The sequence below is a fragment of the Paenibacillus septentrionalis genome, assembly GCF_042659865.1.
GTDB classification, from domain to species: domain Bacteria; phylum Bacillota; class Bacilli; order Paenibacillales; family Paenibacillaceae; genus Pristimantibacillus; species Pristimantibacillus septentrionalis.
In genome coordinates, this window is sequence record NZ_JBHSTE010000004.1 from 484450 (window position 1) to 502878 (window position 18429).

Consider the following 18429-nt stretch of genomic DNA (forward strand, 5'->3'; position numbering starts at 1 on the left):
GCTGTGCGGGGATGCTTGTTTTCTTGTTTTCAGTTCAAATTCCGATTGACATTTATGGAAGGGTCTACTATTATAGCTAATGAAAACGATTGCACGAACCTCATTTGCAATAGTTAAGTCTCCCAAGAAAATGATGAAATTGACGTTAAAACTGCACTTTATGTGCAGTTTTTGTCAAAACATTATGCAACCGTTTGCACAAATGTTTTTATTTAAAATGACGAACGGAGGGACAAGACATGATCGAAAAACTGAGAAAAAGGATTTCCTTGCTTTTAGTATTTGCCTTATTGTTTTCTTTGTTTCCTGTATCTCTTATCTCTGGTGAGCAGGCCACTGCGGCTAATGCTCCTGAATTACAGACATGCAGCTATATTACAGTAGATGGGGTTAAGGATGATTATTGGAGCAATGTGCCTACAGTTGGTACATCGGCAACAAAGGGCTGGAACGAGTTTCATATTGATAATTTAAAGCTGTCCAATGACTGTACGTATTTATATTATTGGGTGGATGGTGTAACGCTCGCTAATTGGGGAGAAAACGGGTTGTATCTGAACCTGGCGCTTTCCATAAATGGCGGAGCTGATGCAGGTGCTGATGCTAACGCGCCGTGGGGTGCAGGATTTAACTTTAGCTCCGCAGCTGAAAAACCTAATTTTCACGTTGTCAGCCGCATTAAACATGCAGATGAGCTGAATGGCGCAGCGGTATATGCGACAACGGATTTGTCACAGCCTATTGCTTCAAGCTGGGGAGAAAGCTATGGTGCGCAGTTTGCTAATCGAATCAGCACAGGCTTCGAGGGACGCATTCCCTTATCTCTGCTGAACTTGAATGAGGGGGATACCATTAAAGCGATTGCTGTTCTCAGCGGCAACACAGCGAATGAGCATGGCGCATTTGACGTTATTCCAGAGAGTGCTGGCAATGTAATTGCAGACTCATGGAACGAAGCTGCTGCTCCGAATACACTGTCCGAGTATTCCGCTCCGTATACGATTACTTTTGAAGTACCAGAGCTTGTTCTAACAGGAACGTCGCCTGTCAATCAAGCTCAGAATGTGAGTGTATCCCTTAATCGTATTGCATTCAGCTTCTTAGGTGAAGTAGCTTGGGGAGATACTGACATCATTCCAACCGTCTCTGCCAATGAACAGCCGATTCCGATCAATGCCAGTCTGGAGGCAGATGCGGTCGTACTCGAATTGCTAGAGCCATTAAGCTACGATACAACCTATACGGCAATATTACCGGCTGGTTCTATTGCGAATTTGGCTGAGAACAAGGTTATTACCTTTACAACTGAGAAGGACCCGAACACATTGAACAGCTATCATATACACTATTATAGATTCGATGGTCAACAAAATCAGTGGGACATCTGGACCTGGGACGAATGGAATGACGGAAGAGAAGTCGTCTTCACAGGTAATGATGCAGATGGTTTTGCAACAGCAACCATTACAAGCCACGCAAGCAGCATTAACGTCATTACTCGTCCTGGCAATTGGGATACACAGGAGGAAACGCGTGTGATATCGATGCCGGAAGGACAGCGCAGTGTAGAGGTATGGCTGCTGCAAGGCGACCCATCGGTATATTACAGTGCCGATGACGTAGAACTGTCTGCCAAAGTGCAGAGTGCATTTATGGATTCTTATACGACGATTCATGTCACGACAACAGAAGAGCTAACGCCTGAGCAGCTGAATGCATTCAATATTATCGAGCAGGAAAGCAACACGTCAATCGACGTAACGGCACAAAAGTTAGGCAGCAGGTCGTACCGACTAACAGTAGATGAAGGTGCGATTGATGTTACGAAGGCTTATCGCGTGGGACATTCGGCTATGAGCAGTGCAAAGCTCGTGTTCCGCAATGTACTGGATGATCGTCAATTTTATTATAGCGGTAATGATCTTGGCTTAACGTATCACGAATCAGGCAGCACATTCAAATTATGGGCGCCAACTGCTTCTGAAGTTGCTGTAGTGATTTACGAGGATGCAGGTCAATACAACAACCAAGGCAAGGTTGAGGATCACTCGGGGGGTCAAGAAACACCGCTTACCCGAAGCAGCAACGGGGTATGGTCCGGCCATATTCAAGGTGACCTGGCGGGCAGCTATTATATGTATCATGTTCAATTTGCCGATGGAGCCAGTCATTATGTCGTTGATCCTTATGCGAGAGCGGTTGCGGCAAATGGACAGCGAACGGCAATTATTGATTTGCAGGAGACGCACCCTGTAGGCTGGGAAAATGATCAGAAGCCTCCGTTTTTGAATCCGACAGATGCTATCATTTATGAGCTTCATATTCGTGACTTTTCCATTGCTGACGACTCTGGCGTGAGTGCTGCCAACAAAGGAAAGTTTGCAGCATTTACTGAAGATGGACTTGTCGATGAGTTTGGTCATGCATTAGCAATTGATCATCTAGCGGAGCTGGGGATTACTCATTTGCATCTGCTCCCTGTTTATGATTTTCAAACGATCAATGAGCTGACGGTGGACGATCCAGCCTCTTCCAATCCGAAATTCAATTGGGGTTATGATCCGCAAAACTATAATGTACCAGAGGGATCCTATTCTTCAGATGCGACCAATCCAGCTGCCAGAATTACAGAATTCAAGCAAATGGTGCAAGCGCTTCACAGCAAAGGGATTCGGGTCGTAATGGATGTTGTCTACAATCATACGTATTCCGTTGAAGATGGGCCATTCAATAAAATTGTTCCAGGCTACTACTATCGAACGAACAGCAATGGCACGTATTCCAATGGATCTGGCGTGGGCAACGAAATTGCAACGGAACGACCGATGGTTCGCAAGTATATTAAAGATTCCGTCAATTATTGGGCAGAGCAATACCATGTGGATGGCTTTCGCTTCGATCTAATGGGCATCATCGATACGACTACGATGAAGGAGCTGACGCAGGAGCTTCATCAAGAAGTCGATCCAACTATTCTTATCTACGGTGAGCCATGGATGGGGGGATCTACACCGCTGCCAGGCACGGATCAGACATTGAAGGGATCGCAGAGAGACCTGAATTTTGCAGTATTTAATGACAACTTCCGATCCGCCATTAAAGGGGATAGTGATGGTGCGGGGAAAGGGTTTGCCACAGGAAGTATAGACAATAGCATAGACGGAATATTGAACGGTTTAATCGGAGCGACGACCGACTTTACGAATGCTCCAACTGAAACGATCAACTATGTGACAGCACATGACAATCTGAATTTATGGGATAAAATTGTCCGCACACAAAATTTGTTCGACGAGCTTAACATGCTTCACATCCAAGATGGCGAGCTGATTGGCGGTGGTAACGTGGATCAGGCGGTTGCAGCTGCAGACCCGTATCGTTTTGTTGATCCTGATCATGTATTAGATAATGAAACGGTTAAGCGTTCCTTACTGGCTAACGGCATCGTGCTTACAGCACAAGGCATTCCATTCATTCACGCAGGCGATGAGATGCTGCGCAGCAAATACGGGGATCATAACAGCTATCGGAGCCCGGATTCGGTCAATCGAATCAATTGGAGCAATAAAGCAAGCTTTTCCCAAGTCAATGCGTATTACAAAGGTTTAATCGAGCTGCGCAAGGCGCATCCAGCGTTCCGAATGACGACCAAAGAAGATATCGATGCGCACTTCACGGTGCTGGAACGCAGCAATGGAGTAATCGCCTTCAAGCTTGGCGAGCATGCCAATTACGATGAGTGGAAAAACATTGTCGTGATCTACAACGGCACGAATGAAGCACGAAGCATCACACTGCCGGCTTCTGGTGACTGGCATATTGTAGTTGACGAAGCATCGGCAGGCATCTCTTCATTAGGCACGGTGCAAGGCAGTGTAACGGTTGAGCCAATATCGATGATGGTACTGTATGATGAAGCATCCAGCTATCAGGCTGAGCCGAGTTCGATAGAGGTGCAGCTGACAAAGCAGGCGATTGAGCCTGGCAAGGAGCTTATTGCAACAGCAATCGTGAAGGATCAACGGGGAAGGGTTATGGCGGGGGAGCCTGTCACATGGCGTTCATCAGACGAATCCGTAGCGACAATATCTGCTGCTGGTAGAATTAAGGCGCTTGCTAGCGGCACAACCCTGATTACTGCAGAGTCTGGCCAGCTGTCTGCGACTACCCAACTTCATGTTGCCCAGCTTGTGCCATCAGAACTTGCCATTACTGGCGACAGTTTCGTTTATGCAGACTTTTCGACGAAGTTGACTGCCAACGTTAAGGATCAGTTCGGTCAATGGATGAGCGGGCAAGTGCTGAAATGGACATCAAGTGACCCTTCAGTTGCGCTAGTTGACGGTACGGGGATGGTAGCGGGCATATCGCCGGGTCATGCGTTCATTACGGCGTCAATCGGAGACATTTCTTCAAGCATATCGATAGAGGTTAAGCCGTATGTGAAGCGTTACGTGCAGTTTGAATATAGCAGGCCAGATCAAAATTATACCGATTGGGATTTGTGGGTGTGGAATACAGGCGTACAAAATGATGCAATACCATTTACAGTCGTTGACGGCAAGGCAATTGCCCGTGTTGAGGTAGCTCCTAATGTCACGCAGATTGGCTTCATCGTCCGTCGTGGCAATTGGCTGGAAAAGGATACAGATGCGGATCGTTTTGTGAATGTGCGATTGGATGAAGACTACGTAGTCGTTAAACTAACAAGCGGTCAAGCAAGCTTTACCCAGACAGCCTCCATTACAGGACCTGTTATAGAAGGCAATAGTGTGACCTTCTATTATCGCGATAGTGAGCTGTATCGCAATAATGAGCATCATCGCGTAACGAGCGTAAGTGTCAATATTAATGGCGAAAGCTATCCTATGGTGTATGACGCAGCGGGAGAGTACTATGTCTACACACTGGAAAATCTTGAAGAGGGCGAATATCCGTACACGTTCGTTGTGACGAAGGATGGAGTAGCAAGCGAAATGAATGATCCGAAAAATACGGTAGACGGCATATCGAAAATCGTCTACAAGGTCATTGAGCTTGAAGCTTCCGTATCGGTATCGCCAGCCAGCTTCAGCTATGATGCTCACAGCATTTTGACAGTGCAAACCGATACGCCAATAGAGCTGATCAGTCGCATCTACGCTGATTTATCCGAGCTTGGCGGTCGTTCGGTTGTTGATATTGACAAGGAGCTGATGGAAGTTACGATTTCGGCTACTGACAATGTTACGGCAGGCTTAAAAACGATTCCGATTTCAATTGTAGATACGAACAATGTGGTGCATCGCATATCGGCAGAGGTAACGCTGCAGGCGCGTCATGTAGAAAATAAGCATGATTTCGATTGGGATGAGGCTCGTATCTACTTTATGCTGACAGACCGCTTTCAGGATGGAGACCCAAGCAACAACAATCCTAATGGGGAGAACTACGATGTCACGCATGAGCAAACGTATCATGGTGGTGACTTTCAAGGGATTATTGATCGTCTTGATTATTTAGAGGAGCTGGGCATTAATACGATATGGATTACCCCGATCGTAGACAATATCGACTGGAACGTAGGGCACGGCCAGCCGTGGCAGTATCAGTACGGCTATCACGGGTATTGGGCGAAGGATTTCACTAAGCTGGATGAGCATCTTGGAGATCTTGATACGTTTAAGGAACTGATCGACAAGGCTCATGATCGCGGAATTAAAATAATGGTCGATGTAGTGCTTAATCATGTTGGCTATGGAATGAATGCTGAGGATGGCCGACAGAATATACCGAATTATCCAACTGAGCAGGAGCAGGATGTATTTGCGGGTTTGATACGCAATCCTGCTGGTGTAGGCGATGTGCTTGGCGAATTGGCAGGGCTGCCGGATCTGCGTACGGAGGATGCTGCAGTACGTGAGCAGGTGATCAAGTGGCAGGTAGATTGGCTGGAGCGCGCTCGTACCGATCGCGGCGATACGATTGATTATTTCCGCGTTGACACTGTGAAGCATGTTGATTCTACAACCTGGATGCAGTTCAAAAATGAATTAACGAAGGCAAGTCCACAGTTCAAGCTGATTGGCGAAGTATTTGGCGCTTATGTAGATGACCAGCAAGGATATCTTGGTTCAGGAATGATGGACTCCCTGCTCGATTTCAATTTCAAATATATTGCGCGAGACTTTATCAACGGCAATATCGATGCGGTCGAGCAAACGCTGCAAGCAAGGAATGAAAAGCTGAACAGTGCGGAAACATTCGGGCAATTTCTCAGCAGTCATGACGAGGACGGCTTCCTTGTGGCGTATGCAGGAAGCGATGAAAGCAAGCAAAAAATTGCGGCTGCACTGCAGCTTACCGCAAAAGGGCAGCCTGTCATCTATTACGGTGAGGAGCTTGCCATGTCCGGACGCAATGCTAACTTCGATGCAGGCAACCTTGGTGAAAATCGCTATGACATGCCTTGGGATGAGCTTGAAGCCCGCAGCGGCATGCTGACGCATTATAAAAAGCTGCTTGCGGCACGCGCGGCCTATTCGAAGGTGTTCGCAAAAGGATCACGGACCAAGCTTGCAGGCGGCGACAGTGATCAATATATCGTATTTGAACGTGCGTATCAGGAAGACCGGGTTTATGTTGCGATTAATACGAGCGATGAAGCAAAAAAAATCAGCCTAGAAGTAGATGCGCCCGCAGGTACAACGTTAACGGAGCTGTACAGCGGTAAGAAGGTGACGGTAAATGGAGCAGGGAAAATCGACATGGAGCTTCCTGCTCGTTCTGACGGAGGTACGCTTATTATTGCGCATCCAGCCGGTGAGGATAAACCAACGCCGAATCCACCAACAACGCCAACACCTGTACCGAATCCAACAGAGCCGCCAGCGACAGAAGGCATTAAAATTGGCGGGGAGCATTTGCAAGGCGGATATTATGAGGTGACGCTAACGGACGTTGCTAACCAATCCATTACTTTGGAGCCGGGCAAACTCAAGCACCCTGTACGAGTGCTAGGAAGCAACTGGCAGATCACTATATCCGTGGAACAGCTTGGAGCATGGGCGAAGCAATTCACTGAGGTAGAATTAAAGCTGTCAGAAGCTGAGAATAATGTGAAGGAGCGGATTCGATCTCATGCAGCATCTCAGCTTATGCTGACGACCCTTCAATCTCCGCTTGTTGAGCTAGCGGGAGCAGGCAAGCAGACTGCAGCCGCTGCACCGATCGGTCTGGAAGAGTTAACGGGAATTACGCTTCACCTTGCAGCGGATTCCGAAAAATCCTTGCTCACAAATGTGTATCGCGTGCTTGAGGATGGATCGCTTCATTATGTAACAGCAGCACTTGTTGACGGGTTCTATGCTGCTAATATAGATAAAGCAGGAATGTACAGCTTGATTCATGTTGAAAAGCAATTTGCCGACGTGGAATCCTCACACTGGGCAGCAAGCATCATTAAGCAGGCAGCGGCGAAGCAGCTTGTGCAGGGCAAATCGATTCAAACCTTCGATCCGAATGGCTCCATTACAAGAGCGGAATTTACTGCTTTAATCGTTCGTGCATTAGGGTTGACTGCTGCTGAAGCAGCACCATTTGCTGACGTAGCCGCAGGGAAATGGTATGCTCCATCCATAGCAGCCGCTTATAAGGCGGGGCTCGTTAACGGTGTTAATGAGCATTCCTTCGCGCCTCAATCAGGCTTAACCCGTGAGGAAATGGCCGTACTGCTCGTTCGTGCAATCGAATATAAGCATGGAGCAACATTGGCAGCAGACAGCCACAGCTTTGCAGATAGTGAGCATATCGCAGGCTGGGCGCTTGATGCAATCAACAAAGCCGTTCATGCTGGCTTGCTGCATGGCAAGGGCAACCAGCTGTTTGATCCAAAAGGGATGCTGACGCGGGCAGAAGCCGTGAAAGCGTTGCTTGGCTTGATTAAATAATCAAATCCAGCCTACAAAAAGGTATCGCTTGGCCCTATTGCCGAGCGATACCTTTTCTAGTATTGTGTATGACTATTTTATGAGGGTTGCTTTTACGAGTCTAGATGGTGCATGGCTCATGGTCGAGTGCTTTTGTCTCAATCTGTATCGTGGAATGGGCAATGCCGTATTGCTCTTTTACTAATTGAATAGCTTGACGAAGCACCTGCTGTTCATCAGTTCCTTCCTCAACAACGAGATGACAGCTCAGTGAATCAAAATTGGAAGTAATCGTCCAGATGTGCAGGTCGTGCACATCGACAACTTGCGGCAGCTGCGCAAGACTCGAATACACACTTTGCTGGTCAATGGTCATCGGTGTGCCTTCCATTAAAATATGAAGGCTTTGCTTCAGGACGCCCCATGCGCTGCGCAATATCAATAGCGCGACAACAACACTTATGATCGGATCAGCGTAATACCATTCAAAGTTCAGCATAATAATGCCTGCCACAATCGCGCCAATCGAGCCAAGCGCATCGCCTACAACGTGCAGATAGGCCGAACGCATATTGAGATTATGCTCTACATCTCCTTTTTTCATTAAAAAGTATGCAGATAGCAAATTTGCAGCAAGACCAATGCTGGCAATCCAAAGCATCGTAGCACTCGCGACAGTTGGCGGAGCCGCAAAGCGTTCAATCGCTTCTATAATAATGATGGCTGCTACAACGAATAGTGTTACCGCATTGAGCAATGCAGCCAATATTTCGAAGCGATGATTGCCAAACGTACGCTTTGGCGTTGCAGCCTTTGCCGCTAAACCGAAGGCAATCAAGCTAAAAACGAGTGAACTGCTGTCACTTAGCATATGACCGCTATCGGACAGCAACGCAAGACTATTCGTAATAAGCCCGCCAATAAACTCCAGCACCATAATGCTTACTGTAATCGATAGCGCGATAATGAGTCCGGTGCGATTGCCATCTGCTGGTCCATGATGATGAAGCAGCCCGCCATGATGATGGTCATGCCCGTGAGCATGCTGATGGCTATGGCTGTGACTGTGACCTTGATGGCTGTGTGCATGAGCGTTAGATTGCTGATCATTATCGCTATGATTATGATCGTGACGGTAATGCGTATGAGAATTATCGTGCTGCTGATCGTCGTGGTTGCAGCTATGCTGTTGATCAGCAGTCAGCTTGGTGTCGCTGCTTGCTGCTTGCTGCTTATTTTGTTCATGCTTGTTGAATGGAGCTGACATATTAATTCCTCCCTGTATCCTCATTGTTGGCGTTTCTAACCTCGTTATATACGGTTAATTAATATATGAATATATGCTCATATATAGTTAATCACAGGATGAAAATAATGTCAACCCGTACCCGCAGCCCATTTAAAAATGAAAAAAGCCCACAGGCTCTATGCCTATGGGCTTCAATGCTGTTGCTGTTAACGGATGAAATCTATCTTTAAGGGGGAGAAGAGTCAGCCTTTTACTGCGCCAGCAACAACACCTTTTACAATATACTTTTGCAGGAACATGAACACAATAATGGACGGTAATACGGCCATCACCATAGCAGTCATTGCATACTGCCAATCCGATGTATATTGGCCGACAAAGGTATATGCCGCCAGAGTTAATGTTTTTGTACTCGGAGAACCATTTACCAAAAGCAATGGCAGCAGGAAGTCGTTCCAGATCCACATTACGTCAATAATGATAATAGTCGTTGTTACAGACTTTAGCAATGGGAAAATAACCGAGAAGTACAGTCGGAAGCCAGATGCACCGTCAATTGTCGCACTTTCGTCAATTTCTTTTGGAATGCCCTTCACAAAGCCGTGGTAAATGAATACCGCAAGTGGTGCGCCGAAGCCCCAATACAGCAGGCCCAGTCCAACTGTGCTTTCAGACAGATTCAGATCATTCGCCAGCTGAACAACGCTTAGCATAATCGATTGAAACGGTATCAACATTGGCATAATACATAGCATGTAGATGAGAATGCTCATGCGTGATTTGGTTCGAGCCAGCTTATAAGCCGCAATTGATGATACCAGTACAATACCTGCTAGACCAAGAACTGTAATGACAAGGTTGTTCGTAAACAACTTAGGATAATCGATAAATTTCCATACATAGCTGTAATTCTCGAACGTAATTGACTGAGGAAGTGCGATAACATCACGCATTACCTCGCCGAACGATTTGAAAGAGTTGTTAATCGCAAGGAACAACGGGTATAAGAACAGTAATGAAGCGAGAACCATAACGATTTCTAGTATCATTCTGCTTAGTTTTTTGCGAGCTTTCATTATGCCTCAACCTCCCTGCGCTTAAACAATGCCAATTGAATAACCGTAATAATTAGTACCACAACGAACAGGACCAATGCTTTAGCGGTACCATAGCCGAACAAATTGTTCTGGAACGTATCACGATAGATGTCATACGCCACACTATAGGTTGTTCCGCCAGGGCCGCCAGCAGTTAGCGATAATATAACATCGAATACTTTAATCGAGTTGGTCAATGCCATAAATACAGAAATCGTAATCGAAGGTGCCAGCAGCGGCAGCGTGATGTTGAAGAAGCGTCGTATAGGTCCAGCGCCGTCAACTACAGCAGCTTCCTTAAGGTCATCCGGTACAGATTGTAGACCTGCAATATAAATAACAAGGTAGAAACCTACAGATTGCCATATCGAAACAAATAAGATGGAGATAAATGCGAGATTCGGATCACCGAGCCAGCTCAGTTCAAAAATGCCCCATCCTGTACTTTTCCCAAGTGACTCAAAGCCCTGCATGAAAATAAATTTCCAGATAAAGCCGACAATTACAAGACTTAAAATATACGGAATAAAGAATGCTGCACGAAGCCATGTTGTCGTTTTTAGCTTCATATTCAGCAATAACGCTAATCCAATGGCGATAACATTTACTAAAATGATATACAGCACGGTGTATTTGAGCGTGAACCACGACGCATTCGCGAAGTTTGCATCGCCCATGAAAATCTGCTTATAATTTTCTAGTCCTACAAATTTAGGAGAGCTTGATATGCCGTTCCATTCCATTAAGGAGTATCGTATCGTCATAAAAAACGGAATATAGAAAGCAACAGCAATACAAAGTATAACCGGTATTGTAAACAATCCGAATTCAAGCTTGTCGTTTCCTTTTCTTCCAAAAAACTTGAACATAAAGCACCTTCTTTCCTGTAGTACATTGTCTGAAGTTATATTACTATTATAGGGAAACGCTAAAGGGCGCTAAATGGATTTTCATTAACCGTTAAGGGTAAAAAAGTGAACGATATGACAGGCAGAGGTCGGAGGTAGACACAGATGAAAAGCATCAAACGATTGCGAGAATTGATTGCCGGTCGATTAGTAAACAAGCTGATTCTGTTATTTTCAGCAATTATTATTGTGGTAGTAGGGTGCTTGACGTTTATCTCCTACCAGATGCTTTACAGGGAAGCGATAGGAAATAGCATCTCCAGCACAACGAACAACCTCATGCTGGTTAATCAGAATATGGAAGACTATGTGAAGGAAATGGAAAAACGCTCCTTGCCGCAAAGCAATTTTGATGAGCTAAGCTATGCCTTTATCGATGAAGAGGAAAGCTATTCGTCCAGAATGCTGATCGAGAATTATTTGCGAGGCATATTTTATAACGAGGAAGATCTGGAAGGCATTTATTTGTACCTCGTAAGAACAGGGAAATATTATGAAGTGAAGCGACAGCGCAATGATATTACGATCTCAACCCATGAGGATAACAGCATATTAGAGCAGCCTTGGTACAAGGAAGCGCTGCAGAGCCAGTATAACCGTTCCTACCAATCGCTTGCGTTTAACACCTATGAGGATAGCTACAGTAAAAAGTCGGAGGAAGGGTTTTTCGCGTATCATCGCGTATTAAGATCAATTTCTACCAGAGCGCCACAGGCTGTTATCTCCTTCTATTACAACCGCACGATCTATTCCGATATATTGGAGGATATTCCGATTTCGGGTGAGGAGCAGCTGTTTTGGCTTAGCCCCACAAATGAGGTATTTGTAGCCAGTGATCCAGACGTTCACAGGCAGCTTATTGACAATCATGTGATAGATGAGCTTGATCATATGGACAGCAATCAATATTCCTATACGGTCGGTGACCGGCAATACCTTGTGATATTCGATGTTGGAGAGAAGGAAGGCTGGAAGCTGATTAAGCAGATTCCATATTCGCAAATAAATGCAAGCGCCAAGCAGACATTGCTGTTCAGCTTGCTTATAGGCTTGGCATCGCTCGTGCTTGCTATTATGCTGGTCATAATTTTAGCGAATCGTATTACAAAGCCGCTTATTCGTCTCTCCGCACAAATGAAGCGCTTTGGCGCTGGTGATTTCGATGCTACACTGGAGGTTGTCGGTTCGGATGAGCTCGCGTATATTTCTCATCGCTTTAATTCTATGGTAAGCCGTACTAATGAGCTGATTAATGAGCGGTATAAGCTAAAGCTTGCTGAGAAAAATGCAGTATTGAAAGCGCTGGAAGCCGAGATTAACCCTCATTTTCTGTACAATGCGCTGCAGGCGATATCAACGAAAGCGCTCAAGCAAAGACAATTTGATATTGTCGACATGGTGGATGCATTAGCGCTGTCACTGCGATATTGCATAAGCGGCAAAGATATTGTGACTGCTGAAGAGGAACTGAAGCATGTTGGGCATTATCTAGCAATACAAAAGGCTCGTTTTGGCGAGCGTTTAATCGTTAAGCTAAATGTACCACCCGAGCTGCAGATCGTAAAAGTGCCGAAGCTGTCAATCCAGACGCTAGTTGAAAATGCAGTCAAGCATGGTGTGGAAAATGTGTCCAAGCCTGTAACGATTGAAATTACTGCCACAGCGTATGAGCAGCATGTCGCATTTTCAATCATGAATGACGGACCAGCAATTGAAATGGAAAAGCTGAAGGAAATTGAGTATTGGTTGGCTCAGGATTGGGAGGAATCATTGTACAAGCAGGAGAGTATTGGGCTAGTTAATTTAAATGCCAGACTGAAGCTGGTGTACGGCAATGATGCGAAGCTGAACATGAAAAGTGATGAGCGAAGTACGGAGATGACCATCATACTACCAAGAGGAGGCAATCATGAGTTCGATTAATGTGATCATTATTGATGATGAAGAGCCTCTTCGCGAGGCGATAAAAATTTTAGGTCAATGGGACGAGCTTCATGTACAGCATATTTATGAGGCGCGCAACGGAAAGGAAGCGCTGGAGCTGCTTGCCCAGCAACCGATTGATATTGCACTGATCGATATGAAAATGCCTGAAATGAACGGCAAGCAGCTGCTCCAGGAAATCGAGCTTCGTTATCCGAAGCTGCTTACTGTCGTCATAAGCGGCTATGACGATTTTGAGTACACAAAGCAAGCAATTCGCTCGCGCGTCGTAGATTACTTGCTGAAGCCGATTAATCGTCAGGAACTGAATCAGGTGCTGAAAACAGCTGTCGATATGATTGCCGCCAAGCGCAAGGAAGAGGAAGAAAGCATTCATCAAACAATTACCCTCAATATGTCGCTTCCAAAGCTGAAGGAAAAGCTATATCTGTCGCTTATTGACCGCAGCTATCGCAGCTATTACAGTGAGGATTTGGTCAAGCTGGTTGGCGAGGATCGTCCTAATCAATTGCGTGCAGCCGCTTCAATATTTATGCTGAATCTAAACGAGCTGTCGAAAAAGCGCTTTAAGCAAGATATCGACTTGCTGCATTTCGCAGTAACGAATATTATACATGATCTAACCTCAACCTATTTTCAGAGCTTCAGTCTTGCGAATCCGAAGCAGGAGCGGGAAATCATTACGGTCATCTCCATGGAGGGCAGCTACCGCGAGGATATGCTTTACACGCTGTACCATCAGATGAAAAAACTAAGCGTAACGCTTAAGGAATTGTTTCAGCTTGATGTCGTCATCGGCATTGGAATGCCCGTTGCAACGATTCGCGAGCTTACTGCAAGCTTCGATCAATCCAGGAAGGCGTTGATGAGCTTTGATCTGAAGCGCGATCACAGCCGCAGCAGTGTTATCAAGTTCGAGGAAGCTCATCAAGAGCGGGTAAAGGACAATAAGTCCGTGCTCAGTCGTGTAAACCAGTTGAAGCAGGCTCTCGAAACCGGAAATACCGTATTGCTGCAAACGTTTTGTCAGGAAATCTATCAGAAGCTGAATACAGCAGATCAGTTTTCGCTTGGTGAATCTCAGAAGCTGCTCGATGAGCTTATTCTTATATTTAATGATTTGGCGATGGAGTTTGGCGTACCATCCTCCAGTCTACCCATTGGAGTGAACGACCCGCTGCACGCGCTTGGGCTGAATAGCGATTATGCGAATATGGAGCAGATGGAGCGCTTGCTGCTAAGCATTGCGCAAGCGTATAAGGAGCGGATTGATCAGGAAAACCAGCAGAACACCAGCTTCAAAATACAAGATATAAAAAAATATATTGATCTTTACTATTATGAAGAGATTAAAGTTACGATGTTTGCAGAAAAGTATTATTTGAGCCGTGAATATCTTATGAAGCTGTTCAAGCAGCAATATGGCAAGGGCATTCATGAGTATGTCCAATATGTAAGAATGGAGAAGGCAAAGGAGCTGCTTGCCGATGAGCAGCTAAAGGTGCAGGAAATTTCAGAGATGCTCGGTTATAAGGATAAAAATTATTTCAGTAAGGCATTTCGCAACATGTTCAGCATGACGCCGTCAGAATACCGCCAATCGCTAGAGTCTACAAAAAAGTGACATCTGAATAGATCGAACACTTTTTTACCCTTTTTTCTTCACTTATATACATTTTTAGGGATAAGTATTTTATTTAGAATAAGGGTGTAACGGAAAACAACATTCATGATTGGGGGCATTCAAAATGTTTAAGAAAATTTCCTCACTAGCCGTAAGCTTAGTGCTTGCAGTAGGCTTGTTATCGGCATGTGGAAGCGACAATAGTGGAAGCACATCTGGAAATTCCGGTAATGGAGCTGCAGGAGAGCCTAAGGTAACGATCAACATGTTTACCGCTTCTCCTGAATATACGGAAGCATTCCATGCTTACATCGAAGAGTATAAAAAGGTTAAGCCAAATGTAACGATTAATCTTGAAATTATGCAAGCCGACTATAATACGGTACTAAAATCAAAAATTTCTTCTGGTCAAACACCAGATGTTTTCCAAACAACAGCTGGCGGCGATATTGATACATTTGCTGAATATAGCGCAGATCTCACGAATGAGCCGCTAGCAGCAGCGATGACAGAATCTGTTCGTACAAGCATGACTTCTACAGATGGCCGAGTGCTTGGTTTGCCTGTAAAGGGAAATCTGATGAGCCTTGTTGCCAACATGGATCTGCTTGAGCAAGCAGGCATTTCGGAGATGCCGCAAACAACTGCTGAGCTGGATGATGCCATTGCGAAGCTGGAAGCAGCAGGTATTACACCGTTTGCCAATGCATATAAAGAGTGGTGGGTGTGGAAGCATATTTTCCAGCATTTCGTGAATGCAGCTGCTGAAGATGCAGGCATTACTCCACAAGATATGGTGAATCAATTTATTGCTGGTGAAACAACATTCCAGGATCACCCTGTACTGTACAACAACTTCTTTGACTTTATTGACAAAACAATAGCGCATGGCACGAACAAGCCGCTTGAACGCGACAGCAATGCTCAAGTAAGTGACTTTGCAACTGGTGCAGCAGCATTTATGACGGGTAAAGGCGCATGGGACGAAGAAGCGATCAAAAAAATCACGCCAGATATTAACCTGCAAATTGCTGGTTATCCAGTAAGTGATAATGCAGATCAAACCTTGATCGCAACAGGCGCAGACCAAGCGCTTCGCATCAACAAAGACTCTGCTGTTGTGAATGAGACTATTGAGTTTTTCAACTGGCTGTACACATCTGACTACGGAAAAAACTGGTTCTCTGAAGTAGCGAAGGTTATTCCTCCAATTCAGGATGCACCACTTCCAGATTTGGATATGCCTAAGCAAATGGATGAGCTATTGAAGGCCGGTAAATCCGGCGAGTTGTCTATCAACTACTCGCTTGATACATTCCATCAAAAATTCGGTGAGCTAATGCAGGCTTATATCGGCAATAGCAAAACAAAGGATCAGGCAATCGATGAAATCCAGAAAGCATGGATTCAATTCGGTGCAGCCGCTGAATAAGACGCACAACTAATGAGAAACCGAACTATCATACGAAATGCTTTTACAGAATTTCGTAATAGTTCGGTTTTCTTTATACATGCACATGAAGCTAGCGATGAAGGGATGACAGTGATGAATACACAAATGATTGTTATTGAAGAGCAAGGCTTGCATATGGTATTTAAAATTTCCGAGACTGGAGATGTGACGCTTCTGCATATAGGCGCCTCTCCTCTTCAAGCAAATGCAATTTCAGCGAAAGCAGCATCAAGCTATCGTATGCTGGAGCTTCAGCTATCGGGAGAGGACCGTGCGGAGTATCATGGGCGCTCGCACAGAGCTTCATTCCCAGGCTTGCGCTTAACGTATCAGGCGCATGAGGATGTCAGAAATGAGCAGGGCAGAAAGCTGGAGTTTACACTTGTTGATGCAGAAACAGCGATTACAGTTAAGCAGCATTATCAATTTACAGCTGGATTGAAGACGGTTCGCAGCTGGACAACGGTAAACAATACAGGAGCTGCTCCAGTAGCGATTGAATATGTATCATCGTTTGCCTTTACGGGATTTGGCAAGGAAGGCAAGCTTGATCGAAGCGACAAGATGAAGCTGTACATTGCGCACAGCGGCTGGCAAAGCGAGCTGCAATGGAAAAGCTACAGACTGCCGGAGCTTGGCTTGAACCATCTTGCTGATCGAGGCTCCAAGCGTCTTGCATACAGCAACACGGGCTCATGGTCTTGTGCAGAGGTCGTACCTATGGCTGTATTAGAGGATACGGAAAACAATGAGGCGCTATACTGGCAGATCGAGCATAATGGCTCCTGGCACTGGGAGCTGACTGATCAGGCGGATCAGCTTATGCTGCTTGCAGGCGGTCCGAATGAGCATGACAATCATTGGTGGGAGGAGCTTGAGCCGGGTGAAAGCTTTACATCTGTTCCCGTGTCCTTTGGTGTAGCGTCCGGTGGATTCGAGGAAAGCGTCGCTGAGCTTACGCACTATCGCCGGGCAATTCGTCGTAAAAATGAGGACAATGAGCTGCTGCGCATTATATTCAATGATTATATGAACTGTCTGTGGGGCTCGCCTACAACGGACAAGCTGCTGCCGCTTATTGATGCAGCTGCTGAGGTTGGCTGTGAGTATTTCTGTATAGATGCTGGCTGGTATGCGCCTGGTGAATGGTGGGATGGCGTTGGGCAATGGCTGCCTTCGAGCGAACGCTTCCCTCAAGGTATCAAATTTGTGCTTGATTACATTCGATCCAAAGGCATGATACCTGGCTTATGGCTGGAAATTGAAGTCATGGGCATTCATAGTCCAAAGCTTGCTGAAGCCGATGACAGCTGGTTCTTCATGAGACATGGCAAGCGAGTGAAGGATCGCAGCCGTTATCAGCTTGACTTCCGCAGTCCGAAGGTCATTGCACATGCTAATGAAGTCATTGCGCGGTTAGTTGAGGAATACGGCGTCGGCTATATTAAAATGGACTACAACATCAATGCAGGCATTGGTACGGAAACGAATGCCGATAGCGTAGGCGCTGGGTTGCTGGAGCATAATCGGGCATATTTGAGCTGGCTGGACAGCATTTTCGCCAAGTATCCTGAGCTTGTTATTGAGAATTGCTCCTCGGGCGGGATGCGCATGGACTACGCGATGCTCAGTCGCTATAGCATTCAGTCTACAAGCGATCAAGAGGACTATGTCAACTATGCGACGATTGCAGCGGGAGCGCCAGCGGTGCTTGCACCAGAGCAGGCAGCTGTGTGGTCTTATCCGCTGCGCGAAGGCGATGATGAAGAAGTCGTGTTCAATATGATTAATGCACTGCTGCTTCGTGTTCATCAAAGCGGACACTTGGCGGAGCTAAGCAAGCCAAGGCTTGCGCTTGTTAAAGAAGCGCTTGATTATTATAAAACGATTCGTATGGACATTAAGGAGTCAACACCTTTCTGGCCGCTTGGTCTGCCTGATGATCAATCTGAGTGGGTGAGTGTCGGGTTAAAGCATAAGGATCGCAGCTTTATAGCTGTATGGCGTGTGCGCGGTGACAGTGAGCAGGTCGTGCTGCCGCTGACGGGAAGGGATGTGCATCATTCTCGCTTCGAAATCGCGTATCCGAAGCAGAACAGCAGCGAGTTAAGCTGGAACGCTGAGCTGCAGCAGCTTACCATCAAAATGCCTCAGGGTCGCGTCGCTCGTCTGATTGAAATCAATTAAACATTTGCCTTTCTATCGCTCTATTCGTTATGATGGGAATAGCAATTCTTGTCAGTGAGG

8 protein-coding genes are annotated in these 18429 nt (G+C 45.9%); 5 read left to right on the forward strand and 3 right to left on the reverse strand.

The features are described 5' to 3' along the window. Nucleotides 1-239 precede the first annotated feature (239 nt). Nucleotides 240-7928, forward strand: coding sequence for a type I pullulanase (gene pulA, locus ACFP56_RS13980; RefSeq protein ID WP_379235502.1), 7689 nt, complete (start codon nt 240-242; stop codon nt 7926-7928). Between the two features lie 100 nt (nt 7929-8028). Here pulA and ACFP56_RS13985 read toward each other — a convergent pair whose 3' ends face one another. From ACFP56_RS13985 to ACFP56_RS13995, 3 genes are all read right to left on the reverse strand, one after another. Next, nucleotides 8029-9174, reverse strand: a complete 1146-nt coding sequence (locus tag ACFP56_RS13985) for a cation diffusion facilitator family transporter (protein ID WP_379235504.1) — start codon at nt 9172-9174, stop codon at nt 8029-8031. Nucleotides 9175-9398: 224 nt separating this feature from the next. Then, nucleotides 9399-10232 (reverse strand): carbohydrate ABC transporter permease, encoded by an 834-nt coding sequence (locus tag ACFP56_RS13990; protein WP_379235506.1) that lies wholly within the window; start codon nt 10230-10232, stop codon nt 9399-9401. Continuing rightward, on the reverse strand, nt 10232-11122 hold the full coding sequence (locus tag ACFP56_RS13995) for a carbohydrate ABC transporter permease (RefSeq protein WP_379235509.1): 891 nt from the start codon (nt 11120-11122) through the stop codon (nt 10232-10234). The genes ACFP56_RS13990 and ACFP56_RS13995 overlap by 1 nt, the downstream gene beginning before the upstream one ends. A gap of 144 nt (nt 11123-11266) precedes the next feature. Between ACFP56_RS13995 and ACFP56_RS14000 the strand changes: the two genes are divergently transcribed. The 4 genes from ACFP56_RS14000 (at nt 11267) to ACFP56_RS14015 (ending at nt 18369) form a co-directional block, all read left to right on the forward strand. Then, on the forward strand, nt 11267-13084 hold the full coding sequence (locus ACFP56_RS14000; RefSeq protein ID WP_379235511.1) for a sensor histidine kinase: 1818 nt from the start codon (nt 11267-11269) through the stop codon (nt 13082-13084). Beyond that, nucleotides 13071-14729, forward strand: coding sequence for a response regulator transcription factor (locus tag ACFP56_RS14005; protein WP_379235513.1), 1659 nt, complete (start codon nt 13071-13073; stop codon nt 14727-14729). The genes ACFP56_RS14000 and ACFP56_RS14005 overlap by 14 nt, the downstream gene beginning before the upstream one ends. Nucleotides 14730-14853: 124 nt before the next feature. Further along, nucleotides 14854-16161: an ABC transporter substrate-binding protein gene (locus ACFP56_RS14010; RefSeq protein WP_379235515.1), complete on the forward strand. Its 1308-nt coding sequence runs from the start codon at nt 14854-14856 to the stop codon at nt 16159-16161. Nucleotides 16162-16275: 114 nt separating this feature from the next. After that, nucleotides 16276-18369 (forward strand): glycoside hydrolase family 36 protein, encoded by a 2094-nt coding sequence (locus tag ACFP56_RS14015; RefSeq protein WP_379235517.1) that lies wholly within the window; start codon nt 16276-16278, stop codon nt 18367-18369. Nucleotides 18370-18429: the final 60 nt, after the last annotated feature.

Coding starts and splice junctions, on each gene's coding strand:
- ACFP56_RS14010 (WP_379235515.1), top strand. CDS start 14,854: ATGTTTAAGAAAATTTCCTCACTAGCCGTAAGCTTAGTGCTTGCAGTA.
- ACFP56_RS14015 (WP_379235517.1), top strand. CDS start 16,276: ATGAATACACAAATGATTGTTATTGAAGAGCAAGGCTTGCATATGGTA.
- ACFP56_RS14005 (WP_379235513.1), top strand. CDS start 13,071: ATGAGTTCGATTAATGTGATCATTATTGATGATGAAGAGCCTCTTCGC.
- ACFP56_RS14000 (WP_379235511.1), top strand. CDS start 11,267: ATGAAAAGCATCAAACGATTGCGAGAATTGATTGCCGGTCGATTAGTA.
- pulA (WP_379235502.1), top strand. CDS start 240: ATGATCGAAAAACTGAGAAAAAGGATTTCCTTGCTTTTAGTATTTGCC.
- ACFP56_RS13985 (WP_379235504.1), bottom strand. CDS start 9,174: ATGTCAGCTCCATTCAACAAGCATGAACAAAATAAGCAGCAAGCAGCA.
- ACFP56_RS13990 (WP_379235506.1), bottom strand. CDS start 10,232: ATGAAAGCTCGCAAAAAACTAAGCAGAATGATACTAGAAATCGTTATG.
- ACFP56_RS13995 (WP_379235509.1), bottom strand. CDS start 11,122: ATGTTCAAGTTTTTTGGAAGAAAAGGAAACGACAAGCTTGAATTCGGA.